The organism is Streptomyces sp. NBC_00443, from assembly GCF_036014175.1.
Taxonomy (GTDB): domain Bacteria; phylum Actinomycetota; class Actinomycetes; order Streptomycetales; family Streptomycetaceae; genus Streptomyces.
In genome coordinates this window covers 5,581,187-5,605,313 of sequence record NZ_CP107917.1, presented here as the reverse complement: position 1 = coordinate 5,605,313, position 24,127 = coordinate 5,581,187, and the positions used below count along the sequence as shown (strand labels likewise).

At 71.9% G+C, this 24,127-nt stretch carries 14 protein-coding genes and 2 pseudogenes; 8 read left to right on the top strand and 8 right to left on the bottom strand.

All coding sequences use genetic code 11. From position 1 onward, the window contains the following. Positions 1 to 22: 22 nt before the first annotated feature. From smpB to ftsE, 4 genes and pseudogenes are all read right to left on the bottom strand, one after another. Positions 23 to 571, bottom strand: a complete 549-nt coding sequence (gene smpB, locus OHO27_RS25375) for an SsrA-binding protein SmpB (RefSeq protein ID WP_328430544.1) — start codon at positions 569 to 571, stop codon at positions 23 to 25. 59 nt (positions 572 to 630) lie between these two features. Then, a pseudogene (locus OHO27_RS25370) lies at positions 631 to 1,796 on the bottom strand (S41 family peptidase). A gap of 67 nt (positions 1,797 to 1,863) precedes the next feature. Then, positions 1,864 to 2,781, bottom strand: coding sequence for a permease-like cell division protein FtsX (gene ftsX / locus OHO27_RS25365; protein ID WP_328427281.1), 918 nt, complete (start codon positions 2,779 to 2,781; stop codon positions 1,864 to 1,866). Positions 2,782 to 2,817: 36 nt separating this feature from the next. Further along, complete coding sequence (gene ftsE, locus OHO27_RS25360) at positions 2,818 to 3,507, bottom strand: cell division ATP-binding protein FtsE (protein WP_328427280.1); 690 nt, start codon at positions 3,505 to 3,507, stop codon at positions 2,818 to 2,820. Positions 3,508 to 3,741: 234 nt separating this feature from the next. Here ftsE and OHO27_RS25355 point away from each other — a divergent pair, with 234 nt between their 5' ends. Further along, positions 3,742 to 3,933, top strand: coding sequence for a hypothetical protein (locus OHO27_RS25355; RefSeq protein ID WP_048586204.1), 192 nt, complete (start codon positions 3,742 to 3,744; stop codon positions 3,931 to 3,933). Positions 3,934 to 4,049: 116 nt separating this feature from the next. Here the strand turns inward: OHO27_RS25355 and OHO27_RS25350 are convergent, their stop codons facing one another. The 4 genes and pseudogenes from OHO27_RS25350 to OHO27_RS25335 form a co-directional block, all read right to left on the bottom strand. After that, positions 4,050 to 4,661: an LPXTG cell wall anchor domain-containing protein gene (locus OHO27_RS25350; protein ID WP_328427279.1), complete on the bottom strand. Its 612-nt coding sequence runs from the start codon at positions 4,659 to 4,661 to the stop codon at positions 4,050 to 4,052. Positions 4,662 to 4,955: 294 nt separating this feature from the next. Continuing rightward, positions 4,956 to 6,059: a peptide chain release factor 2 gene (gene prfB / locus OHO27_RS25345; RefSeq protein ID WP_328427278.1), complete on the bottom strand. Its 1,104-nt coding sequence runs from the start codon at positions 6,057 to 6,059 to the stop codon at positions 4,956 to 4,958. Positions 6,060 to 6,128: 69 nt separating this feature from the next. After that, positions 6,129 to 7,369, bottom strand: a pseudogene (locus OHO27_RS25340) (serine/threonine-protein kinase). Between the two features lie 135 nt (positions 7,370 to 7,504). After that, entirely contained in the window at positions 7,505 to 9,196 is a 1,692-nt protein-coding gene (locus OHO27_RS25335; RefSeq protein ID WP_328427277.1) for a serine/threonine-protein kinase, read from the bottom strand. Between the two features lie 370 nt (positions 9,197 to 9,566). Between OHO27_RS25335 and OHO27_RS25330 the strand changes: the two genes are divergently transcribed. From OHO27_RS25330 to OHO27_RS25300, 7 genes are all read left to right on the top strand, one after another. Beyond that, a complete protein-coding gene (locus tag OHO27_RS25330) occupies positions 9,567 to 13,061 on the top strand; it encodes an FHA domain-containing protein (protein ID WP_328430543.1) in 3,495 nt (1,164 codons plus the stop codon). A gap of 243 nt (positions 13,062 to 13,304) precedes the next feature. Further along, positions 13,305 to 14,687: an ABC transporter substrate-binding protein gene (locus OHO27_RS25325; protein ID WP_328427276.1), complete on the top strand. Its 1,383-nt coding sequence runs from the start codon at positions 13,305 to 13,307 to the stop codon at positions 14,685 to 14,687. Between the two features lie 4 nt (positions 14,688 to 14,691). Further along, positions 14,692 to 16,038, top strand: coding sequence for a carbohydrate ABC transporter permease (locus OHO27_RS25320; protein WP_443059590.1), 1,347 nt, complete (start codon positions 14,692 to 14,694; stop codon positions 16,036 to 16,038). Continuing rightward, on the top strand, positions 16,035 to 16,949 hold the full coding sequence (locus OHO27_RS25315; RefSeq protein ID WP_328427275.1) for a carbohydrate ABC transporter permease: 915 nt from the start codon (positions 16,035 to 16,037) through the stop codon (positions 16,947 to 16,949). The genes OHO27_RS25320 and OHO27_RS25315 overlap by 4 nt, the downstream gene beginning before the upstream one ends. A gap of 168 nt (positions 16,950 to 17,117) precedes the next feature. Continuing rightward, positions 17,118 to 19,409, top strand: coding sequence for a bifunctional glycosyltransferase/CDP-glycerol:glycerophosphate glycerophosphotransferase (locus OHO27_RS25310; RefSeq protein WP_328427274.1), 2,292 nt, complete (start codon positions 17,118 to 17,120; stop codon positions 19,407 to 19,409). 178 nt (positions 19,410 to 19,587) lie between these two features. Then, the gene (locus OHO27_RS25305) at positions 19,588 to 21,789 is read left to right on the top strand and encodes a CDP-glycerol glycerophosphotransferase family protein (protein WP_328427273.1); all 2,202 of its coding nucleotides are present in this window, start codon (positions 19,588 to 19,590) and stop codon (positions 21,787 to 21,789) included. A gap of 9 nt (positions 21,790 to 21,798) precedes the next feature. Continuing rightward, entirely contained in the window at positions 21,799 to 24,036 is a 2,238-nt protein-coding gene (locus OHO27_RS25300) for a bifunctional glycosyltransferase/CDP-glycerol:glycerophosphate glycerophosphotransferase (RefSeq protein WP_328427272.1), read from the top strand. Positions 24,037 to 24,127: the final 91 nt, after the last annotated feature.

Here is a 24,127-nt window from a genome sequence, read left to right as displayed (position 1 = left end):
TGCCTGCTACTGGGGCGGCCCGCTACTGGGCGCGCTGCCGCCGCTTCGCCGCCGCGATCGCCCGGTCCGACTCCCGCCGGTCCTGCTTCTCCCGCAGCGTCTGGCGCTTGTCGTACTCCTTCTTGCCTCGCGCCAGAGCGATCTCGGCCTTCGCGCGACCGTCCTTGAAGTACAGGGCGAGGGGCACGATCGTGTGACCCGTCTCCTGGGACTTCGCCTCCAGCTTGTCGATCTCCTCGCGGTGCAGCAGCAGCTTGCGCTTGCGGCGCGCGGAGTGGTTGGTCCAGCTGCCCTGGTGATACTCCGGGATGTGGGCGTTGTGCAGCCACGCCTCACCCTGGTCGATCTGGACGAAGCCGTCGGTCAGCGAGGTCCGGCCCTCACGCAGCGACTTGACCTCGGTGCCCATGAGGACCAGGCCGGCCTCGAAGGTGTCGATGATCGCGTAGTCGTGCCGGGCCTTCTTGTTCTGGGCGACGATCTTGCGCTTGCCGCCCTTCTCGCCGTCTCGGGTCTTGCCGGCCGCCGCCCCGCCGCCCTGCTTGGGCTGGGACTCCTTGGGTACGTACATTCCCTTGCTCATAGTGCCGTCCATTTTCGCACTACGGAGGGGGTGCGCGGAAAGCCGATTTACGAGTCGCCGAGGCCGCTGAGGACCGTCTGGGCCCGCTCCAGGACCTGTCGGTCGGCCTCCAGGTCGGGGGTGATGCCGCGGCCGTCGACAGTCCGCCCGGAAGGGGTGCGGTAGTGCCCGACGGTCAGCTCGGCGACGGAGCCGTCGGGGAGGCGGCTCGGCATCTGGACCGAGCCCTTGCCGAAGGTGCGGGTGCCCACGACGACCGCGCGGCCGCGGTCCTGCAGAGCACCGGTGAGCAGCTCGGCCGCGCTCATCGTGCCGCCGTCGACGAGCGCGACCAGGGGTCTGGCGGTGTCGCCGCCGGGTTCGGCGTGCAGGGCGCGCTGGTCGCCGTCGACGTCGTAGGTGGCGGTGAGGCCGCCGTCGAGGAAGGCGGAGGCGGCGGTGACGGCCTCGGTGACCAGGCCGCCGGAGTTGCCCCGCAGGTCGAGGACGACGCCGGTGGCGGCCGGGGCGTGTCGTACGGCCTCGCGGACCGCGTCCCCGGAGCCCTTGGTGAAGGAGGCGATCTTGATGACGGTGACGCCGTCGGCGAGTTGTCGCACGGTGACCGAGTCGGTGGACAGCCGGGCCCGGCGCAGCGTGAGGTCCCACGCGTACGTGCCGCGCTCCAGCCCCACCTCCACCGCCGTACCCGCGTCCGCGTCGGTCGCGTCGCCCCGCAGTAAGGAGACGACCTCGGTGACCGGACGCCCGTCGACCTTCTTGCCGTCGATGCTGCGCACCAGGTCGCCCGCGCGGATCCCGGCGACGGCGGCGGGCGACCCCGCCCGCACCCTGGTCACCTCGATACGGCCGTCACGCTCGCGGCGCGCCCACAGCCCGACGCCGGTGTACTCGCCGTCGAGGGCCTCCTCGAACTCCTCGTACTCGCCCTGGGAGTAGACGGCGCCCCAGCGGTCCCCGCTGCGGCTGACCGCGCGCTCGGCGGCCTCCATGGGGGACTTGCCCGCGGCCATGGCCTCGGCGGCCGCCTCGGCGACATCCACGTGCCGGCCCGCCGGAGCGGCCGAACCGGCGGCGTCGGCGGGGTTTTCCGGTCAGGGCCGGGCAGCGAGCCGGTCGCGGCACCGGCGACGAGCACACTCGCGAAGACCAATGTCAGGGCGGCCCCGCGGCCGAAGCGGCGGGGCTGACAGAACAGGTCACGACCTGACATGCCGGTGAGTCTAGGACAACGCGAGGGGCCGTACGGTCCGTTGACCGGACGGCCCCCTTGGCGTTGGTCACACCTTCAGATACTTGCGCAACGCGAAGAACGCTGCCAACGCGGGCATCAGCAGGCTCGTCGCGAGGATGAGCGGCAGCTTCGTCAACACCGCGTCCCAGCCGATGAAGTTGATCAGCGTCAGCTTCTCCGACAGGGCCAGACCGTGGTCGATGATGAAGTACCGCGCCATCACCAGGAAGGCACAGGCGACCGACCCGCCGATGAGCCCGGCGACCGCGGCCTCCATGATGAACGGCGCCTGGATGTAGAAGCCGGAGGCGCCCACCAGCCGCATGATGCCCGTCTCACGCCGCCGGCTGAACGCGGACACCCGCACGGTGTTGACGATCAGCATGAGCGCGACCACGAGCATCAGCGCCATCACGGCCCGGGCGGCCCAGTTCATGCCGTTCAGCAGCCCGAAGAGGTTGTCCAGAATGCCCTTCTGGTCCTGCACCGACTGCACACCGTCGCGCCCGTCGAAGGCGGTCGCGATGACCTGGTACTTCTCCGGGTCCTTCAGCTTGATCCGGTACGACTCCTGCATCTGGTCCGGCGTGAGCGAGGCCGCCAGCGGGGAGTCGCCGAACTGCTCCTTGTAGTGCTTGTACGCCTGGTCCTGCGACTCGTAGACGACCTTCTCGACGACCGTCATCTTGTCCAGGTCGGCGAGGATCTCCTTCTTCTGGTCGTCGGTCACCGCGCCCTTGGCGCAGTTGGGGTCGGACTCGGCGTCGCTCTTGTTGCAGAGGAACACCGAGACGTTGACCTTGTCGTACCAGTAGCCCTTCATGGTGCTGACCTGGTCGCTCATCAGGAGCGACCCGCCGAACAGGGCGAGCGACAGGGCGACGGAGACGATGACGGCGAAGGTCATCGTCAGATTGCGGCGGAGACCGACACCGATCTCGGAGAGTACGAACTGGGCGCGCATGGCGTCTTCTTCAGGCCTTTCCGTGGACGGTCGCGGTCAGTGCTGGTAGCCGTAGACGCCGCGTGCCTGGTCGCGGACGAGGCGGCCCTGCTCCAGCTCGATGACGCGCTTGCGCATCTGGTCCACGATGTTCTGGTCGTGCGTCGCCATCACCACGGTGGTGCCCGTCCGGTTGATCCGGTCGAGCAGCTTCATGATGCCGACGGAGGTCTGCGGGTCCAGGTTGCCGGTGGGCTCGTCGGCGATCAGCAGCTTGGGCCGGTTGACGAAGGCCCGGGCGATCGCCACCCGCTGCTGCTCACCACCGGAGAGCTCACCGGGCATCCGGTCCTCCTTGCCGCCCAGCCCGACGAGGTCGAGCACCTGCGGCACGGACTTGCGGATCTCGCCGCGGGACTTGCCGATGACCTCCTGCGCGAAGGCCACGTTCTCGGCGACCGTCTTGTTCGGCAGCAGCCGGAAGTCCTGGAACACGGTCCCCAGCTGGCGGCGCATCTGCGGCACCTTCCAGTTGGACAGGCGCGCGAGGTCCTTGCCAAGGACGTGCACCTGCCCGTGAGTGCACCGCTCCTCGCGGAGGATCAGCCGCAGGAAGGTGGACTTTCCGGAGCCGGAGGACCCGACGAGGAACACGAACTCGCCCTTCTCCACTTCCAGGGACACATCCCTGAGTGCGGGGCGGGTCTGCTTGGGGTAGACCTTGGAGACGTTGTCGAGTCGGATCACGGATGCACCATGGGTCGCCGGGGGTAGATGAGCGTGACCATACGCGAACCGGGGGCGGGGGCGCAGGCACCGGGAGGGGTTGCGCGAGGCTTGTGCAATTTGTGCCGGGTTGGCAACCACCCCTCCGGGAGCGCCCGCGCCCTTTCCCGGGGAACCTGGCATTGTGGAGGGGGGAACGTTCTCGGGGCGGAACCCGTTGAACCCCCCGGAGGGAACTGGCTAGGAGGGTGGCGCATGACGTACGACCGGCTGGTGTGCGCGAACTGTGCCGCGCCCGTGAGTGAGGGCCGTTGCCCCGTGTGCCGGGCGAACCGTGAGCGGCTGCAGCAGGAGAACCCGTTCGCGGGTCTGAACCCCATGACGCTGATCGCCCTGCTGGCGGTGCTGATCGCGGCTGTGGCACTGCTGGCGCACCAGACGGCATAGGGTGACGCCCGCACCGTGTACTGACGTGCGGACATGGCGAGGGGCCCGGAGCGAAATGCGCTCCGGGCCCCTCGGCCGTACGGCGTGAATCACGCAGCGTGGACGACCGGCTACCGTCAGGCAGCCGCACCACCACGGCCGCCCACGAGGCGCGGCAGAATGCGGAAGCCGATACCACCGGCGATCATCGTGGCGGCGCCGACCAGCAGGAACGTGGTCTCAGCGGCACCGGTCTCGGCGAGCTCCTCACCGTTGCCCTGGGCGGACGTGTTGGCGCCGGTGCCCGTGCTGTCGGTGTTGGTCTCCGTCAGGGAGGAGGAACCCTCTTCCTGGGGGGACGTGCCACCGTCGGGGTTGGTGTTGTCGTTGCCGCCGCCGTTGCCGTTCCCATTGCCGTTGCCGTTCCCGTTGCCCGGGTCGGTCGGCTCGGTGGTCGGGTCCTCGGTGGGCTCCTCCGGCTCGGTCGGCTCGACGGTCGGGTCCTCGGTCGGGATCGGGTCCTCGGTCGGGATCGGGTCGGTCGGGAGGTCCGTCGGAATCGGGTCCTCGGTCGGCGGGTCGGTGGGCGCCGGGTCGGTCGGGTCGTCCTCTCCACCGATGCAAATGCCGAGCAGGCAGTCCTCCGACGGCGCGGCCGAAGCCGCACCCGCAGCGGTCAGCGAGGCACCGGCCGCGATCACGGCACCGGCCGCGAGGCGCGCGATACGGATCCGCGTCTTCTTCGTCATGTGGTTGCTACCCCCAGTAGCTGAATCGTCAGTGAGGCGGCGCTCGGGGGCCGTGATCGACGGAGGACGTCGCTTAACTCGAATCCCCCGGTTCACATGCGCCCCAGAGATACGCATGCCGCGCTTTACCCTTCCCATTTTTCAAAGACACGTCAAGGCCGTTTGCGTGCGCCATGTCCAAATACGGGGGCTATGCCAGGGGTTGGAGTCTGTGAGTGTGATGTAAAACCCAGACATGCAGGCACAGAAAAGGCAACTGCCGCCGGGATGGCGGCAGTTGCCTTGTCGACAAAGTTACTTCTCCTGCTGCTTGCGCCAGCGAATCCCGGCTTCCAGGAACCCGTCGATCTCACCGTTGAACACGGCCTCGGGGTTGCCGACTTCGAACTCGGTGCGCAGGTCCTTGACCATCTGGTACGGGTGCAGCACGTACGACCGCATCTGGTTGCCCCAGGAGCTGCCGCCGTCCTTCAGGGCGTCCATCCTGGCCCGCTCCTCCTGGCGCTGCCGCTCCAGCAGCTTCGCCTGGAGAACGTTCATGGCGGTCGCCTTGTTCTGGATCTGCGACCGCTCGTTCTGGCAGGAGACGACGATGCCGGTGGGGAGGTGGGTGAGCCGCACCGCGGAGTCGGTGGTGTTGACACCCTGACCGCCGGGACCGGACGACCGGTACACGTCCACCCGCAGCTCGGACTCGTCGATCTCGATGTGGTCGGTCTGCTCGACCACGGGAAGGATCTCGACGCCCGCGAAGGAGGTCTGGCGGCGCCCCTGGTTGTCGAAGGGCGAGATCCGCACGAGCCGGTGGGTGCCCTGCTCGACCGAGAGCGTGCCGTAGGCGTACGGCACCTGCACGGCGAACGTGGTCGACTTGATGCCGGCCTCTTCGGCGTACGACGTCTCGTAGATCTCGGTCTTGTAGCCCTTCTGCTCCGCCCAGCGCAGGTACATCCGCTGCAGCTTCTCGGCGAAGTCGGCGGCGTCGACGCCGCCCGCCTCGGCACGGATGTTGACGAGCGCCTCCCGGGAGTCGTACTCGCCGCTGAGGAGCGTCCGCACCTCCATCTCGTCCAGCGCCTTGCGGACGGCGGCGAGCTCGGACTCGGCCTCGGCACGGGTGTCCGGGTCGTCCTCCTCCTCGGCCATCTCGAACAGCACGGCGAGATCGTCGATCCGGCCACGCAGGGCTTCGGCCTTCCGCACCTCGGCCTGGAGGTGGGACAGCTTGCTGGTGATCTTCTGCGCCTCGTCCGGGTTGTCCCACAGGGACGGCGCGGCCGCCTGCTCCTCGAGCACGGCGATGTCTGCCCTCAGCTTGTCGAGGTCCAGAACGGCCTCGATCGACTCCATGGTCGAGGAGAGGGACTTGAGCTCTTCGGATACATCGACGACTGCCACGCCTCCAGCGTAACGGCTCCGCCAAGCGGGCCATGCCGGGTGACCGGGCCGGGGGCTGGGGCGACGAAGCTACGGGGTCGCCGGAGCCGTGTTGTTCGTGTCCTGGGGTGTCGCCCCGGCGTCGTCCTCCGAGGTCGCCAGCCATGCGCCCACCCCCGCCGCCGCCACCAGCGCCACCGCGGCCGCCCCCACCGCCACCCGGCGCCGACGCGTCACGGCACGATGACGGGCGGAGCCCGGGCGGGGGCACCCGCTGCCCGGGGCACCCGTGCCGTACCCCGCGCACCCCCGGCCAGCTCGTCGGGCCCCGGCACCCTCATCGACGTATGCGTGTCCCGGTTGGAGTCCGCCGGCTTCGCGCCCGGCACCAACGGGACCGCTCCCCGCCGCCGCACCCGCTCTCCCGCCGGCGCCGCCTCCTCGGCGACCGGAGCCTCGTCCTCCGCAGGCTCCGCGTCCGGCTCGTCCACATCCAGCGGCGGCATCCCGGCCACCCACGGCAGCAGCTCCCGCAGCCGCGCCCCGAGCTCCGACGCCCGCAGCCGCGAGGCCGGTGCCTTCGCCAGGCACTGCACGAGCAGTTGCCAGAGCTCGTCGGGGATGCCGGGCAGCGGCGCCACGCTCTCCGTGACATGACGGCGGAGCACCGCGCCCGGGTGGCCGCCGCCGAAGGGGGTGAAGCCCGCGAGAAGCTCGTACAGGACGGTCGCCAGTGCGTAGATGTCGACCGCGGCCCGCGGGGGCAGCCCTTCCACGATCTCCGGCGCCAGGTAGTCCGGCGTCCCGATGATCTTCGTGGCGCGGGTGCGGCGCGGTGAGTCGATGAGCTTCGCCACGCCGAAGTCCGTCAGGAGGGCGGGATGGGCGCCCCCGGGTCCCAGCGGCCCCTGCATGTCCAGCAGGACGTTCTCGGGCTTGACGTCCCGGTGCACGACCCCGCCCGCATGCGCCGCCGCCAGCCCGTCGGCGACGTCCGCGACGATCGCCACGGCCGCCTCGGGCGCGAGTCGCCGCTCGCGGTCGAGCCGGGTGCGCAGGTCCGTGCCCCGGACCAGGTCCATGACGAGCGCGAGGTCGTTTCCGTCGACCACGAGGTCGCGTACGGAGACCACGTTCGGATGCTCCAGGCCGAGCAGAGCCGTGCGCTCCTGCACGAAGCGTCCGACGAGTTCCTGGTCGGACGCGAGGTCCTCGCGCAGCAGCTTGATGGCGACGGGCCCCTCGGGCCCCTCGCCCAGCCACACCGTGCCGGCGCTGCCCCGCCCCAGGATCTGGTTGGCGGTGTACCGGCTGCCGATCTTCCGTGCCAAGGCTGCTCCTACAGACGCGTGTGTCGCTAAAGCTACGCGTCCGAAGAGCCAACCTTCACCGCCGAGGCGGAAATCACCCGCCAGGTGTCGACAAATAACCAAACCAGCCGACGCCGTACCCCGTCGGCCCCCGGGTCAGCTCGTGCCCGAGCCGCCACCCGAGCCGCTAAGGTCCCCGATCCACCCGCTCACGGTGCTGAACCAGTCGCCGAGCTGGTCCCAGTAGCCCTTGCCCGTGCCGATCCACTCCTGCAACGGGCTCAGCTCCCAGACCAGCCAGCCCGCCACGAACAGGATGACGATCGTGAACAGGCAGCCCTTGAGGCAGCCCAGGCCGGGGATCCGCATCGGGTTGGCACTGCGCTGACGCGGCTGACGCGGCTCGCGCTGGGGCCGCTGCGGCTCCGGCGTGGGCGGCGGGGCGTACCGCTGGGGCTGCTGCTGCGGCTGACGCTGCGGGGCGTACTGCTGCGGCTGGTGCTGCTGGGGATGGCCGTAGCCCTGCGGCGGGCGCTGCTGCTGGGGCTGCTGGGGCTGCTGCTGCGGGCGGGCGGCCTGGCGCTGGGGGCGCCTGCGCAGCGGGTCCTGGCTGGGGTCGAGGTACTGGACCTGCGTCTGCTCGTTGCGGTCCCGGGCGGCACGCAGCTGGTTCTGCCAGGGGTGCGGGTCCTCCGGACCGGGCTGACCGGGCTGTCCCGGCGGCACCGGCGGCATGACGGCCGTCGGGTCGGCGGCGCCCCGTCCACCGGGGCCGCCCGTGTTCGGCAGTACGGCCGTGGGGTCCGCGGCGCCCGCCTGGCCGGGGGCGCCGGTGTGCGGCATGACGCTGGTCGCGCCGTTCGGGTCGTACGCCCCCGGGGGCGCGCCGTGCTGCAGCACCTGGGTGGGGTCGGCCGAGCCCGGCACGGCCGCCGGCGCGGGGTCGGGCGCGAGCAGCGCGGCGACGCCCTCGGCCGCGGCGATCTGCGCGGAGTTCGCGTGCACGCCGATGCCCTCGGCGACGACGCGCAGGCCGCGGGCGAGGTTCTCGGCGCTGGGCCGTTCGTCGGGGTTCTTGCGCAGACAGCGTTCTATGACGGTCCACAGCGGGTCGGGGACCGTGGACGGGCGGCGCGGCTCGGCGCTCAGGTGCTGGTGCAGGACCTCCAGGGCGGAGCCGCCGCCGAACGGCGGACGCCCGGTGAGCAGCTCGTAGAGGAGGATTCCGGCGCCGTAGATGTCGACGGCGGACGTCTGCGGACGGCCCTCGGCGGACTCGGGCGCGATGTACGCGGGGGTGCCGACGAACTCGTGGGTGCGGGTCAGGCCCGGGGAGTCGGCGAGGCGGGCGATGCCGAAGTCGGTCAGCATCGGGTGCATCTGGCCGCCGTTCTGCTGGAGCAGGACGTTGGCGGGCTTGAGGTCGCGGTGGACGACGCCGTCGGCGTGGCTGCAGGCCAGCGCGTCGGCGATCTGCGCGGTGAGCAGGGACGCGGCGACCGGGCTGAAGGGGCCGTTCTCGCGCAGGTAGCGGTGCAGGTCGGGGCCGTCGATGAGGTCCATGACGAGCGCCAGCAGCTCACCCTCGACGACCAGGTCACGGACCCGGACGATGTTCGGGTGGGTCAGCCGGAGCAGGACGGACCGCTCCCGCAGGAACCGCATGACGATGTCCGCGTCGCTCGCGAGCTCCTCCTTGAGGACCTTGATCGCGACGGTCTCGCCGGGCTGCCCCTGCACCGCGGCCTCGGCGCCCGCGGTCTCCCGCTGGCGGGCCCGCCAGACGGTCCCCGTGGCGCCGCGACCCAGCGGCTCCTCGAGGAAGTACTTGCTGCCTACCGGCCGCACGTCGCGCTCCCTGCTGCTTGCCTACGTTCCGACCCACTGTAGTGCCGTGCCCCGGGGCACCGGCCGGTCCTCTTTCTGTGCGTCTTACGTACGGCTTCCCGTACATGTTCGAAGGAAAGACGCTCGGCTCTGTCTCGTGGTTGCCGCAAGCGGACGTGACCGATCTCAAGCGGTCGTCGGTAGGTCATCTGTCAGGCACTTTTGCGGGCAGAGCCGACCAATCAAGATCACTTGTCTTCGGGCGGGAGGCGCGTTGTCAGTGGCAGGTGCAAGGATGCGTGCAGTACTGGCCGATGTGCTCGTGTGGGGTGGGGAGGGCCGTCTTGGAGGGCCCTGGTCCGCGCCAGCGCAGAAGGGACCGCTGACGCCGATGCAGATCCGGCTGACCGTCGTAGACCCGCTGGCCCCGCCTGCCCCGGCGCGTGGCCGCGCCGCGAGCTGCGACGTGCTGGTCACGGCACCAGCGGGCACGGCCCTGGCCACGGTGGCCTCGGCACTCGCCTCGGCGGTGTCCGGGAGCGACGGCCCGATCGTGCTGTACGCGGGCGCGGAGCGCCTCGACGACCGGCGCAGCACCCTCGGCGAGCCCCCTCTGATAGACGGCGCCGTACTCTCGATCGGCGCCCCCGCGGCGCCCGAGCCCCACCCCGAGCTGGACGACGCCCCGACGCAGTTGCATGTCGTGGCGGGCCCGGACGCGGGCGGGGTCCACCTTCTGCACGGCGGCGAGATCCGCATCGGCCGCTCCGCCGAGGCCGACGTACCACTCGACGACCCGGACGTCTCCCGGCTGCACTGCGCGGTCACGGTCGCCGCCGACGGCCGCGTCTCGGTCGCCGACCTCGGCTCCACCAACGGCACGACGCTGGACGGCACCCGGCTGACCACCCGTCCGGTGCGCTTCGTACCGGGCGCCCTGCTGCGGATCGGCGAATCGGCCCTGCGGCTGACTCCGGCCGGCGGCCCGGGGGCGCGGGTGCGGACGGAGCCGGACGGGGAGGGGCACACCCGTGTCCCTGCCGGGGGCGGCCGCGAGGCCGACGGCCCGGCGGCACCCGGGCGGGGTGACGCTGCAGTGCCGCACGCACGCGTGGCGGACGGAAGCGGCGCGGACGCCTCCTCGGGAGCGCGGCCGACCGCTCAGGAACACGGCACCGGCGAGCCGCCCGTCGTGCCCCTCCAGGGCGGGGCACCGCGCATCGAGCGGCACGCAGGGGCGCATCCGCCGCTCCCGGGGCCGCGCGGCGGCGAGACGCACGGCGCGGGCTTCGGGGTCGGCGCGCTCGACGGGCGGCAAGGCGAGGAAGACGCCGGGGACTTGTTCCCTGGTGCGTCCACGGCCGCCGGGACCGGGCTCACCGACGGCACAGCGGCCGGCAGCACCCGCAGGGGCACCCCGCTGCGGGGCACCGACGTCCCGCCGGGCGTGCGCAGGCGCGGCGGTCTCACGGCGTGGGCGCGGCGGCTGGCCGGCGGGCGCGGCGAGGAGGATGCGGTCCGGCACGGGACGTACGACGTCGACGAGCCGGCCGAGGCGACCGGGCTCCCCGCGCCGACGAGCCGGTCCCAATTGCCGGAGGCCTGGCCGGATCCGGCGTCCCTGCTGCTGACCGCGCTGGGGCCCGGGCCCCGGCTGTGGGAGCGCTCACCGGGGCACCCGGAGGCCCTCACGGTGCGGCTCGGCACGGCCGACCGTGCGGCGCCCGACGCCTCGGGACTGCTGCCCGCGGTGCCGGTGACCACCGATCTGCGGGAGGTCGGCGCGCTGGGCCTGGCCGGTCCACGCGAGCGGCTCGCCGGACTGGCCCGCGCGGTGCTCGCCCAACTCGCCGCGCTGCACTCGCCCGACGCCCTGGAGGTGGTCCTGCTCAGCGCGGACCGCTCCCGCCCGCTGGAGGAGCGCACCGCCGAGTGGGCGTGGCTGGGCTGGCTCCCGCATGTCCGCCCCGGACACGGCCAGGACTGCCGCCTGCTGCTGGCCTACGACCGCGAACAGGCGACGGCCCGTACCGAGGAGCTGCTGCGGCGGCTGGAGGACCTGACGGCGCAGCCGCGGGGCGCGGGCGCCGCGGCCGTGCCGGACGGGCAGGTGCCGGCGCAGCCTGCCGTTCGGCGGCCCTCGTGGGCCCAGGACGACGTGCCCGGTGACGGGACGGACGGGTTCCCCGGGCCGTACACCGTGGTCGTCGTGGACGGCGATCCCGGGGGCGCCGATGTGCGCGACGCGGTGGCGCGGCTGGCGTTGGAGGGGCCGCGGGCCGGGATCCACGTCGTGTGCCTCGCCGAGACGGCCTCGGCGTCGCCCGCGTCGCCGGTGACGGAGACCTACGAGGCGGCGTGCACGGTGGCGCCGGTGTTCCGGGAGTGCGGGGCGGTCGGGCTGCTCAGCGGGGACGTGGCGACGGCGCTGCGGCTGATGCGGGTGGCACGGGGCGGGTCGTCCGAGCAGGGCGCCGTCGGACGCGAGACCGCCGCAGCTCACGGCACGGCCGGCAGCGCCCCGGGCGGGCACGGCACGGCCGGCGACAGCCCGGCCGGGCCCGGTGCCGCCGCACCCGGTGCCGCTCCCCCCGCAGCCACCCCGCACGGCCCCATCGGGCACGGCACCGTCGCCGCGGTGGACGCCGTCTCCCTCGCCTGGGCGGAGCGGTTCGCACGGGCCCTGGCGCCGTTGCGGACGGAGGGGACCGTCGGGGAGGGGCACGCGCGCGTGTCCGTGCCCTTGCCTCAGGCGGCCCGGCTGCTCGACGAGTTGGGGCTGGCCCGGGCCACCCCGGCGTCGCTGATGGCGCGGTGGGCCGACGCGGCCGACGACCCTCGGGCCCTCGGTGGGCGGGCGTGTGCCGTGCTCGGGGCCGGGCCGCGCGGGCCGGTCGGCGCGGACCTCGGCGCCGACGGACCGCACCTGCTGATCGAGGGGCCGCCCGGCAGCGGGCGTACGGAATTGCTGCGGGCCGTCGTCGCTTCGCTCGCCGCGGCCGAGCGGCCGGACCGGCTGGGCGTCGTGCTGATCGACGGCCGGGACAGCGCCGGCGGGGGCGGCGGGCACGGCGAGGGGCTGCGGGCGTGCACGGACATACCGCATGTGACCACCCACCTGACCGCCAACGACCCCGTCCGCATGAGGGAGTTCGCCCAGTCGCTCAGCGCCGAGCTGAAGCGGCGCGCGGAGCTGCTCGGGCGGTCCGACTTCGCCGAGTGGCACACCGGGCGTGAGCTGTCGGGCCGGATGGTGGCACAGCGCGCGGCGGGGGCGGGTGCCGCTGATCTCACGGGGGATCTGGACGCGCCGACCAGTTCCACGATCCGGCTGCGGCCGGGGGCGGCCCGTCGGCAGGCCCAGGCCGTGCCGCCGCTGCCCCGGCTCGTGGTGGTCGTGGACGACCTGGACGCGCTGGTCTCGCCCGCACTGGGATCGCCGGGCAGGCCGGCGGCCGGCTCGGTGATACGCGCGCTGGAGGCGGTGGCCCGCGAGGGCGAGCGGCTCGGCGTGCATCTGGTGGCCGCGGCGGCCATCGGTGGCCGTACGGCGGAGTCGGAGCCGGCGCGACTGGCGACGCTGCGGGTGACGCTGGACGCGGTGACGGCGGGCCCGGACGAACCGGCACCGGGGCGGGGCCGGCTGACCTGGGCGGACGGAAGAGCGGTGCCGTTCCAGGGCGGGCGGGTCACGGGACGTATCCCGCGGACGGCGACGCTGCGGCCCACCGTCGTGCCGCTGGAGTGGCACCGCATGGGCGATCCGCCGGCCCGGCGCCCGGTCCGCGAGCTGGGGAACGGACCTACGGACCTGGCGTTGCTGGCCAGTGCGGTGGAGAGGGCGGCACGGGAGGTCGCGGCGACCGAGGTGCCCTCACTCCTGTAACGCCGGTCGGCGCAATCCAGCCCGTCCGGCGTTTGAGGACGAGGCCGTTCAGGCCGATAGCGGGGGTCTGGGGGCGGCAGCCCCCAGGGACGTTCACCCCAGCGCAGGGCCCCTGGTCACGAGCCGGTCACGATCTCCCACTTGACAGCGGACGCGGTCTTGCCGCCCTCAAACCCAAGGCGTAGACCAGATCGCACGGGACAGCGCTCGAACGTTCGACGAGGCACGAAGAACGGGGCAGTGATGCGCACCAGCACGAGCAGCAGGAACCGGACAAGCAGGGCCGTCAGGGCCGCGGCGGCCGTATGCGCGGGCGCCCTCGCACTCTCGCTCACCGCATGCGGGGGCGACGACAACGACAGTGGCAACGAACAGGGCGGATCCGGCCAGGAGACCGCCGACACCGTCACCCTTCCCAAGCTGGACGGCGAGTCCCTCGAGGTCGCCGCCGTGTGGACCGGTGCCGAGCAGGAGAACTTCAAGAAGGTCCTCGCGGAGTTCGAGAAGCGCACCGGCGCCAAGGTCACCTTCGTGCCCGCCCAGGACCCGATCATCAACTTCCTCGGCTCGAAGGTCGCGGGCGGCCAGCCGCCGGACATCGCGATGCTGCCGCAGCCCGGCGCCATCAAGCAGGCCGTCGACAAGAAGTGGGCCAAGCCGCTGGGCGCCGAGGCGATCAAGGAGCTCCAGGAGAACTACTCGCAGGGCTGGCAGGACATCGGCAAGGTCGACAACAAGCAGTACGGCGTCTACTACAAGGCCGCCAACAAGTCCCTGATCTGGTACAACGCCCAGGTCTTCGAGAACGCGGGGGCCACCGAGCCCAAGACGTGGGACGAGCTGCTCACCACCGCGCAGACCGTCTACGACTCCGGCGTCACGCCGTTCTCGGTCGGCGGTGCGGAGGGCTGGACCCTCACCGACTGGTTCGAGAACATCTACCTCTCGCAGGCGGGCCCGGAGAAGTACGACCAGCTGGCCAGTCACCAGATCAAGTGGACCGACCCGTCCGTGAAGGACGCGCTCACCACGCTCGCCCAGGTGTGGGGCAAGAAGGACTATGTGGCGGGCGGCGCGGACGGAGCGCTGCAGACCGACTTCCCGGCCTCCGTCACGCAGGTCTACACCGGCGGCGACCAGCCGAAGGCCGCCATGGTCTACGAGGGCGACTTCGCGCAGGTCAACATCACGCAGGCCAAGGCGAAGGTCGGCACGGACGCCAAGGTGTTCCCGTTCCCGACCGTGGGTGACACCGCACCCGTCGTCTCCGGTGGCGACGCGGCCGTCATCCTGCAGGACTCCGAGGCCGCGCAGGCCCTGGCCACTTTCCTGGCCTCCCCGGACGCGGCGACCATCCAGGCGAAGCTGGGCGGCTACCTCTCGCCGAACAAGAACGTGGAGAACTCGGCGTACCCGAACGAGGTGCAGCAGAAGATCGCCAAGGCCCTGATCGACTCGGGCGACGACTTCCGCTTCGACATGTCCGACCAGGCCCCGCAGGCCTTCGGCGGCACACCCGGCAAGGGTGAGTGGAAGGCTCTCCAGGACTTCCTGAAGAACCCGTCGGACGTCGCGGGCGCGCAGCAGAAGCTGGAAGCCGACGCGGCCGCGGCCTTCGGAAACTGACGCCATGGCGTCGACGGAAGCGGCAGGAGGCACTGCGCCCCCTGCCGCACCCAAGTCGCGCAAGAGCGTGACCGGCACGCGCAGGTCCGTGGTGGTGCTCTTCCTGCTGCCCGCCCTCGTGCTGCTCGGCGCGCTCGTGGTCTACCCGATCGGGTACTCGGTCGTGCGCAGCTTCTACGACCAGTCCGGCGGCGGCTTCGCCGGATTCGACAACTACGAGGCGCTGTTCACGGACGACGGCATCCGTACGGCCCTCAAGAACAACGTGATCTGGGTGGTGTTCGCCCCGACGGTCGCCACCGCGCTCGGTCTGATCTTCGCGGTGCTGACCGAACGGGTGCGCTGGGGCACGGCGTTCAAGCTGGTCGTCTTCATGCCGATGGCGATCTCGATGCTGGCGGCGGGCATCATCTTCCGGCTCGTGTACGACCAGGATCCGGACAAGGGCGTCGCGAACGCGGTGTGGGTGGGCGTGCACGACACCTTCGCGCAGGCGTCGGCGTTCCCGAAGGCCCACCCGGGGCGGGAGTCGCCGCTCGAAGCGGCACCGGGTGGCGGCTTCATCACCAAGGCCACCGTCAGCGCGGGCACCCCGGTCAGCCTGCCCCTGGTGGGGGTCGTGCCCGACCAGATGCCGGACGGCTCCGAGGCGGCCGTCCAGGCGAAGGCCGATCCGGCCGGGATCACCGGCACCACCTGGCAGGACTTCACACGCGGCAAGGGTGTCGGCACCCTCGGCGGGGTCGACGCGGCCGAGCTGGGCTATGCCGGGATGAAGATCGAGGCCGTCAAGGACGGCAAGGTCGTGGCCAGCGCGAAGGCCGCCGACGACGGCACGTTCACGCTGCCGGCCGCCGCCGAGGGGGCTCAGCTGCGGCTCCCGCCGGACAACTTCAAGGAGCCGTACAACGGCCTGGACTGGCTCGGCCCGTCCCTCGTCACGCCGGCCATCATCGGGTCGTACATCTGGATGTGGGCCGGTTTCGCGATGGTGCTGATCGCGGCCGGACTCGCGGGCATCCCCCGCGATCTGCTGGAGGCGGCCCGCGTCGACGGCGCCAACGAGTGGCAGGTGTTCCGCCGCGTCACGGTGCCGCTGCTGGCGCCCGTACTCGCGGTCGTCACCGTCACCCTGATGATCAACGTACTGAAGATCTTCGACCTGGTCTTCATCATCGCCCCGGGCTCCTCCCAGGACGACGCGAACGTCCTGGCACTGGAGCTGTACCGCAAGGGCTTCTCCGAGGACCAGCCGGGCATCGCGAGCGCGATCGCGGTGTTCCTGCTGCTCCTGGTCATTCCCGTGATGTGGTTCAACGTCCGTCGGCTCAGGCGGGAGGGGCGGCGATGAGTACGGATGCCGGTGGGCTCAGCAAGGGGGCGGCGACGCCGTCCGCGAGTGTCAAGGCCGAGCAGTCGCTCGGCGGCCGGATTGCCTCGTTCGTCAGCGGCGGGGTGGTGCGGGTATTTCTGATCCTCGTGGGCCTGTTCTGGCTGGTCCCGACGATCGGGCTGTTGCTGTCGTCGCTCCGCCCGCCGGAGGAGATGACCGCGAGCGGCTGGTGGGAGGTCTTCAGCAAGCCCTCCCAACTCACCTTCGACAGCTACGACAAGCTCCTGAGCAACAGCGACATCACCGACTCGATCCTCAACACCGTGCTGATCACGGTCCCGGCGACGGTCCTGGTCGTCGTGATCGGCTCGCTCGCGGGATACGCGTTCGCGTGGATGGAGTTCCCGGGCCGCGACTGGTGGTTCCTGGGCGTGGTCGGCCTGCTGGTCGTGCCGGTGCAGGTGGCGCTGATCCCGATCGCCGAACTGTTCGGCGAGATCGGCATCTTCGGCTCCCTGACCGGCGTGATCCTCTTCCACGTCGGCTTCGGGCTGCCGTTCGCGGTGTTCCTGCTGCGGAACTTCTTCGCGGAGATCCCGCGGGAGCTGCTGGAGGCGGCCCGGCTGGACGGCGCCGGTGAACTGCGCCTGTTCTTCCGCGTCGTGATGCCGCTCGGCGGTCCGGCGATCGCCGCGCTCGGCATCTTCCAGTTCCTGTGGGTGTGGAACGACATGCTGGTCGCGCTGATCTTCACGGACTCCGGGAGCCAGCCGATCACAGTCGCCCTGCAGACGCAGGTACGGCAGTTCGGCAACAACATCGACGTCCTGGCACCCGGCGCGTTCATCTCCATGGTGATCCCACTGGCCGTGTTCTTCGCGTTCCAGCGGCAGTTCGTGTCCGGCGTGATGGCGGGCGCGGTCAAGTAGGCGCAAGCGCAACACGCTTGCGGGGGCGGACCGTCATCGGTCCGCCCCCGCACGTTCATTCATGATCCCCCGTATGCCGTACCGCGGCGTAACCAAGTCACTCCATTGGCCGTTGCCGGGCAAGGCGCTGTCGCCGCCTACCGCCCCGGCCGACCCAGTGGATGTCCCTTGCCCAGGTTCAGTGTCATTGTCCCCGCGTACAAGGTTCAGGCGTACCTGCACGAGTGCCTGGAATCGGTGCTCTCACAGTCGTATCCCGATCTCGAACTGATCGCCGTCGACGACTGCTCGCCGGACGCGTGCGGCGCGATCATCGACGAGTTCGCGGCCCGCGATCCGCGCGTACGCCCCGTGCACCTCGCGCGCAACCAGGGTCTGGGCCCCGCCCGCAACGCCGGTATGGCCGAGGCCACCGGCGACTACCTGGTCTTCCTCGACGGCGACGACACGCTCACCCCCGACGCTCTGCACGAGATCGCGGACCGGCTGAAGGAGACCGGTGAGCCGGACGTCCTGGTCTACGACTACGCGCGCACGTTCTGGACGGGCGAGACGATCCGCAACCAGGCCGCCGCCCAGCTCACCGAGGCGGGACCGGCGCCGTTCCGGCTGGCGGACCGTCCGGGGCTGCTGCGGCTGCTGATGGTCGCCTGGAACAAGGCGTACCGGCGGGAGTTCGTCGAGGAGGAGGGCTTCGCCTTCCCGGCCGGCTACTACGAGGACACGCCCTGGACGTATCCGGTCCTGATGACGGCGGAGTCGGTCGCGACCCTGGACCGGGTGTGCGTGCACTACCGGCAGCGCCGCCGGGGCGCGATCCTCGGCACGGTCAGCCCGCGGCACTTCGACATCTTCGAGCAGTACGACCGTGTCTTCGCCTACGTCGACCAGAACCCCGAACTGGCGCGCTGGCGCCCGCTGTTGTTCCGCAGGATGGTCGACCACCTGGTCGTGGTGTTCGCCCGCCGCGACCGCCTCCCGCGCCGCAGCCGCGCCGCGTTCCTGCGCAAGGCCCGTGCTCACTACCGCCGTTACCGCTCCCCCGGCGTGCCCGTCCCCCCGCGCAACCGCCTGCGGCACGGCCTGGTCCGCCTCGGCCTGCACCGCACCTGGCGCGCCCTGCAGCTGGCCTCGGCCCTGCTGCGCCGCACCCGCAAGCTCACCGCCCGCCTGCTGAAGGGCCTGCGCGGCGGCGCCCTGCGCCTGCACTACCGGGTCCAGCGGTGCCTCCCCCTGCGTGCCGACCGTGCCGCCTTCGCGGCCCACGGCGTCCGCGGCCCCGGCGACAGCCCGGGCGCCCTGGAGAGGGCCTTTCGCACGCACGCCCCGCACATCCGCACCGCCTGGATCGCCGACCCGGACCCCGACCCCGACGCCGACGCCGACGCCGAGCAGCAGGACACCGCCCCGTCCGGCCCGCGCCGCCTGCGCCCCGGCACGGCCGCCTACTGGACGGCCCTCGCCCGCTCCAAGTACCTCATCCACAATGACGGCTTCGACCGCCGCCTGGTCAAGCGCCCCGGCCAGGTCCTCGTGCAGACCCAACAGGGCACCCCGCTCGCCCACATGGGCCTGGACCTGAGCGAACGCCCCGCAGTGGCAGAGGGCATGGACGTCGACGAGCTTCTCGACGACGTCGACAGGTGGGACTACGTCGTGTCCGCCAACCGCCACTCCACCCTGACCTGGGAGCGGGTGCACCCGGGCTGCTACACCACCCTCGAATACGGCAGCCCCCGCAACGACGTGTTCCAGCAGGCGACTTCGGCGGACGTGGCCCGGATCCGTGAGCGGCTCGGCATTCCCGACGGCTCGGTCGTGATCCTCTACGCCCCCGCCCACCGCGACTACCGGCGCACCCAGCGCACCGCCCTCGACCTGCATCGCGTCCTGCGCCGCCTGGGCCCCCGCTTCGCCGTCCTGGCCCGCGCCGACCCACGGCACGGCGGCCCCCTGACACCCACCGCCGGCCGCGTCATCGACGTCACCGGCCATCCGGGCGTCGAGGAGCTGTGCCTGGCCTCGGACGCCCTGGTCACGGACTACTCGTCGATCATGTTCGACTACGCCAACCTGGACCGGCCGATCGTGATCCACACCGACGACTGGGAGGCGTACGAGGCGTCCCGCGGAACCTACTTCGACCTGCGCTCCTTCCCGCCGGGCGCGGTGGCGCGCGGCGAGGACGAGCTGATCGACATCTTCGCCTCCGGCCACTGGCGGGGCTCGCGCTCCACGCAGCTGAGGTCGGCGTTCCGCGAGCGGTTCTGCCCGCACGACGACGGACGCGCCGCCGAGCGGGTCGTACGCCGTGTGGTGCTGGGCGAGACCTGCCGTCCGCCGGTCGTGCCGCTCGGCAAGCGCCATCCCGTGCCGTCGCCGGCCGCGTCGCTCACGCACTCCCCGCTCGTGACCGTGCCGCAACCGACGGGGCGCCGGACCGTCACCGAGAGCCTCTGAACGCCGTTCTCACGGAAACGGAAGAGGAGTTCCCATGCCCTCCAGCCCGTCACGGCCCACGCCGACCCGGCCGCCCACCTGGCGTCCGGCAGGTCGGCCCGGCCGCACTCGCGCCGACTGAGGCCGGCCCCGGCCTGCTGAGGAACCCGGCCGCCAGAACATCGACAGAAAGAGCAGTATGCCCCGCTTCAGCATCATCGTTCCGTCCCATGGGGTCGCGGGCCGACTGTCCCAGGCGCTGGACTCGGTCCTCTCTCAGTCCTTCGGCGACTTCGAGCTGATCCCGGTCTGCGACGCCACCGGCTCCCCGGCGGCGGCCGTCGCCGCCGGGTACGCCGAGCGGGACTGCCGGGTGGCGCCGGTGAACTCGCCGCCGGCGGCCGGTCTGGCCGGGGCGCGCAACACCGGGCTGCGGGCGGCGATCGGCGACTGGCTGCTGTTCCTGGACGGCGACGACGAGCTGGCGCCGGGCGCGCTGGCGGCACTGGACGCCCGGCTGAGCGAGACCGGTGACGTGGACGTCCTGTACTTCGAGCACGAGCGGACCCCGTGGTGGGTGGGCGAGCCGACCAACCCGGCCGCGCTCGTGCTCGCGCGGACGCCGGGCGGGGTGTTCGCCCCCGAGCAGGCTCCGCAGCTGACGGGCGTCCAGCTCCCGGCGTGGAGCGCGGCCTACCGGCGGGCCTTCCTCGCCGCGCTACAGCTCCCCTTCCCCGACGGTCACTTCACCGATGTCGGCTTCGGTGGCCTGGTCATGCTGGGCGCCGAGCGCTTGGCGGTGCTGCGCCAGGTCGTCGTACGGCATCTGCTGCGGCGGCAGGGCAACCGGCTGAACCTGCCCGGGGAGCACCACTTCGAGCTGCTCGACCAGGCCGAGCTCGTGCTGGCGCGGGCCGTCGAGCAGGGGCTGCCGGAGACCCGGCTCGGGCCGTTGTTCGAGCAGCTCTTCGCCGCCGTACTGAAGACGGCCGCCCATCCGCGACGGCTGCCGCGCCGGCGCCGTGCCTTCTTCCGGCGGGCGAGCGGGCTCTACCGGCGGTACCGGCCCGCCGGGTTCCAGGTGCCGGGCGGGAGCCCCGGTGTGCAGCACCGGCTGCTGGCGAGGGGGGCGTACGCGGCGTTCCGGGCGCTGCGCGGCGCGAACCGGCTGGCGACTCGGGCGGCTTCGGGGGTGCCGCGGCCGCGCGGGCTGCGCACCCGGCTGCGGTACCGGTGGCAGCTGCGCCGCCGGCTGGACCGGAACCTCGTCGTGTACTGCGCGTACTGGGGCCGCGGCTACGTCTGCAACCCTGCCGCCATCCACGCCAAGGCGCGGGAGCTCGCCCCGCATCTGCGCTCGGTGTTCCTGGTCGAGGCGGACCAGGCGCACACCGTGCCGAAGGGCGTGGAGTACGCGGTCATCGGCAGCCGCAAGTACTGGGACGTCCTCGCCCGGGCCAAGTACCTGGTGAACAACGCCAACTTCGCGGACGCCGTCGTCAAGCGCAGGGGCAGCGTGCATCTGTCGACGCAGCACGGCACCCCGCTGAAGAAGATGGGCGCCGACCAGGCGACGTACCCCGTGGTGGCCGCGGCGACCGGCAGCTTCGCCAAGCTGCTGGCCCGCGTCGACCGCTGGGACTACAACCTCACTTCCAACGCGCACTCGACTCAGATGTGGGAGAGCGCCTATCCCGGCGCGCACGAGACCCTCGAGTACGGCTATCCGCGCAACGACGCCTACTACACGGCGACCGCCACCGACGTGGCCCGCATCCGCCGCGAACTCGGCATCCCCGAGGGCAAGAAGGCCCTGCTCTACGCGCCCACGCACCGCGACCACGCCACCGGCTTCGAGTCGAGCCTCGACCTGGAGGCGCTGTGCGAGGAGATCGGCGACGAGTACGTCGTGCTGCTGCGCGCCCACTACTTCTACGACCGGGGCGCCGGGCGCGGCACCGGCCGGATCATCGACGTCACCGCGCACCGCTCCTCCGAGGACGTGTGCCTGGCCGCCGACGCGCTGATCACCGACTACTCGTCGATCATGTTCGACTACGCCAACCTGGACCGGCCGATCGTCGTGTACGCCGACGACTGGGACGTCTACCGGGAGCTGCGAGGTGTCTACTTCGACCTGCTGGAGGCGCCGCCGGGCCGGGTGACGCGGACACCGGGCGAGCTGGCGGCCGTCCTGCGCGACGGCTCGTGGGCGGACGAGGAGGCCACGGCCCTGCGCGCCGCCTTCCGGGAGCGGTTCTGCCAGTTCGACGACGGGCGCGCCGCCGAGCGCGTGGTACGCCGGGTACTGCTGGGCGAGCCGCCCGAGGCGATCGAGCCGGTGATCCCCCTCGCCGAGCGCATCCCCGCCCCCGCCGCGACGACCCTCGTAAGGAACTGAGGTACCGACGTGCCCCGCTTCAGCATCATCGTCCCCGTCTTCAAGGTGCAGGGCTTCCTGCGGGAGTGCCTGGACTCGGTGCTCGGGCAGTCGTACACCGACTTCGAGGTGATCGCCGTCGACGACCGCTCCCCCGACGGCTGCCCGGCCATCCTGGACGCCTGCGCCGAGGCCGACGCACGCGTGCGCGTGCTGCACCTGCCGGAGAACGTCGGCCTCGGCCGGGCCCGCAACGCCGGTCTGGAGCAGGCGAGCGGCGACTACGTCCTCTTCCTCGACAGCGACGACCAGTACACCCCGGGCCTGCTGGCGGCCGTTGCCGCGCGCCTGGAGGCGGCCGAGGAGCCGGACATCCTGGTCTTCGACCACGTCCGCACCCACTGGTGGGGCCGCGGCGGTCGCAGCACGGCGGCCGACCTGCTCGCCGCGGCCGGGACGGGCACCTTCAACGTCCGCGAGAACCCGGAGTATCTGCATCTGTTCCTGGTCGCCTGGAACAAGGCGTACCGGCGGGACTTCTTCCTGAAGCACGAGCTGCGCTATGCGCCGGGTCTGTACGAGGACGCGCCCGTCACTTACCGCTCGATGGTGCTGGCCGACCGCATCGCCGGTCTGGAGCGGATCGGGGTCGAGTACCGGCAGCGCCGGCAGGGCGCGATCACCAGGACGCCGGGGCGGCGGCACTTCGACATCTTCTCGCAGTACGAGGGGCTGTTCGCGTTTCTCGCACAGCGCGCGGACCTGGCGTGGGCGCGCCCGCCGCTGTTCGAACGGGCCCTGGACCACATGCTGTTCGTGCTCGCGCGCGAGGACCGGGTGCGGCCCGCGGACCGGCCGGACTTCTACCGCGAGATCCGCTCCTTCCACGCCCGCCACCTCCCCGAGGGCTTCACACCGCCCGACGGCCGGCGCGGCAAGGAGATGCGGCTGCTGGCGACGGCGTCCTACCCGTCGTACGCCGTCGCACGCGGTCTGCGCGATGTGCGCAGGGCGGCGGGCCACGGCAAGCGGCGTGTGACGCGCGCGGCGTCGGCCCGGGCCCGGCGCGCCTGGTACGCCGCCCAGTCGAAGCTCCCGCTCGATCCGCACCTGGCGGTCTACTCGGCGTTCTCCCATGGCGGGGTGCTGGGTGATCCGGCGGCGATCCACGCCAAGGCCCGCGAGGTCGCCCCGCACATCAGGGGCGTGTGGGTGATCCAGGAGGACGCGGTGGACGCACTGCCGCCCGGCATCGACTTCGTGACGCCCGGCTCGCGGCGCTACCACGAGGTCATGGCGCGGGCCACCTACTGGGTGAACAACGTCAACTGGCCCGGCACCCTGGCCAAGCGCCCCGGCAGCGTCCACCTCCACACCCACCAGGGCACCCCGCTCAAGTACATGGCCGCCGACCTGCTGACCAAGCCCGGCGCCCGGCACGGCTTCGACGTGCCGAAGATGCTGTGGCGCGCCGACCGCTGGGACTACAGCCTGGTGGCCAACCGGCACTCGGAGCTGGCGTGGGAGCGGGCGTACCCGTGCCACTTCACGTCGCTCAGGACGGGAAGCCCGCGCAACGACGTGCTGGTCGACGCGGCCCCCGAGGCAGGCAAGTCCGTGCGGGCGCGGCTCGGCGTGCCCGCCGGCAACACCGTCGTGCTGTACGCGCCGACCCGCCGCGAGTACCGCCGCGGCGGCCACGTGGACCGGATCGACCTGGCCCGGTTCGCCCGGGATCTCGGCACGGGCCACACCCTCGTCGTACGCCTGCATCCGTCGCTCGCGAAGGGCACGGCCCGCGGGATGGGCCTGGCCGATCTGCACCGGCGGGACGTGCTGATCGACGCGACCGACGAACCGCATGTCGAGGACGTGCTGCTCGCCGCCGACGTGCTGGTCACCGACTACTCCGCCCTGATGTTCGACTACGCCAACCTGGACCGGCCGATCGTGATCCACGCCGACGACTGGGGGGCGTACGCGGCGAGCCGGGGCGCCTACTTCGACATCACGGCCGACGCGCCGGGCCATGTGTCCCGCTCGTACCGGGAGTTGGCGTGGCTCTTCGCGTCCGGGACGTGGCAGGACGAGGAGTCGGCGCGGTTGCGCGCGGGGTTCCGGGAGCGGTTCTGCGAGTTCGACGACGGGCTGGCCGCGGAGCGGGTCGTGCGGACGGTGATGCTGGGTGAGCGGATGCCGGATCCGGGCGGGGTGGAGCGGGTGCCTGCGCCGGCGGCAGCGAGGTCGTCGCTCATGGATGCCCGCTGAAGGGTTCCCACGACGGGTTCCCAGTCGGGTGGGCTCACTCGATGAGGTGACGTGAGGTGGTGGCATTGACCTTGCCGGGAACATACGGCAA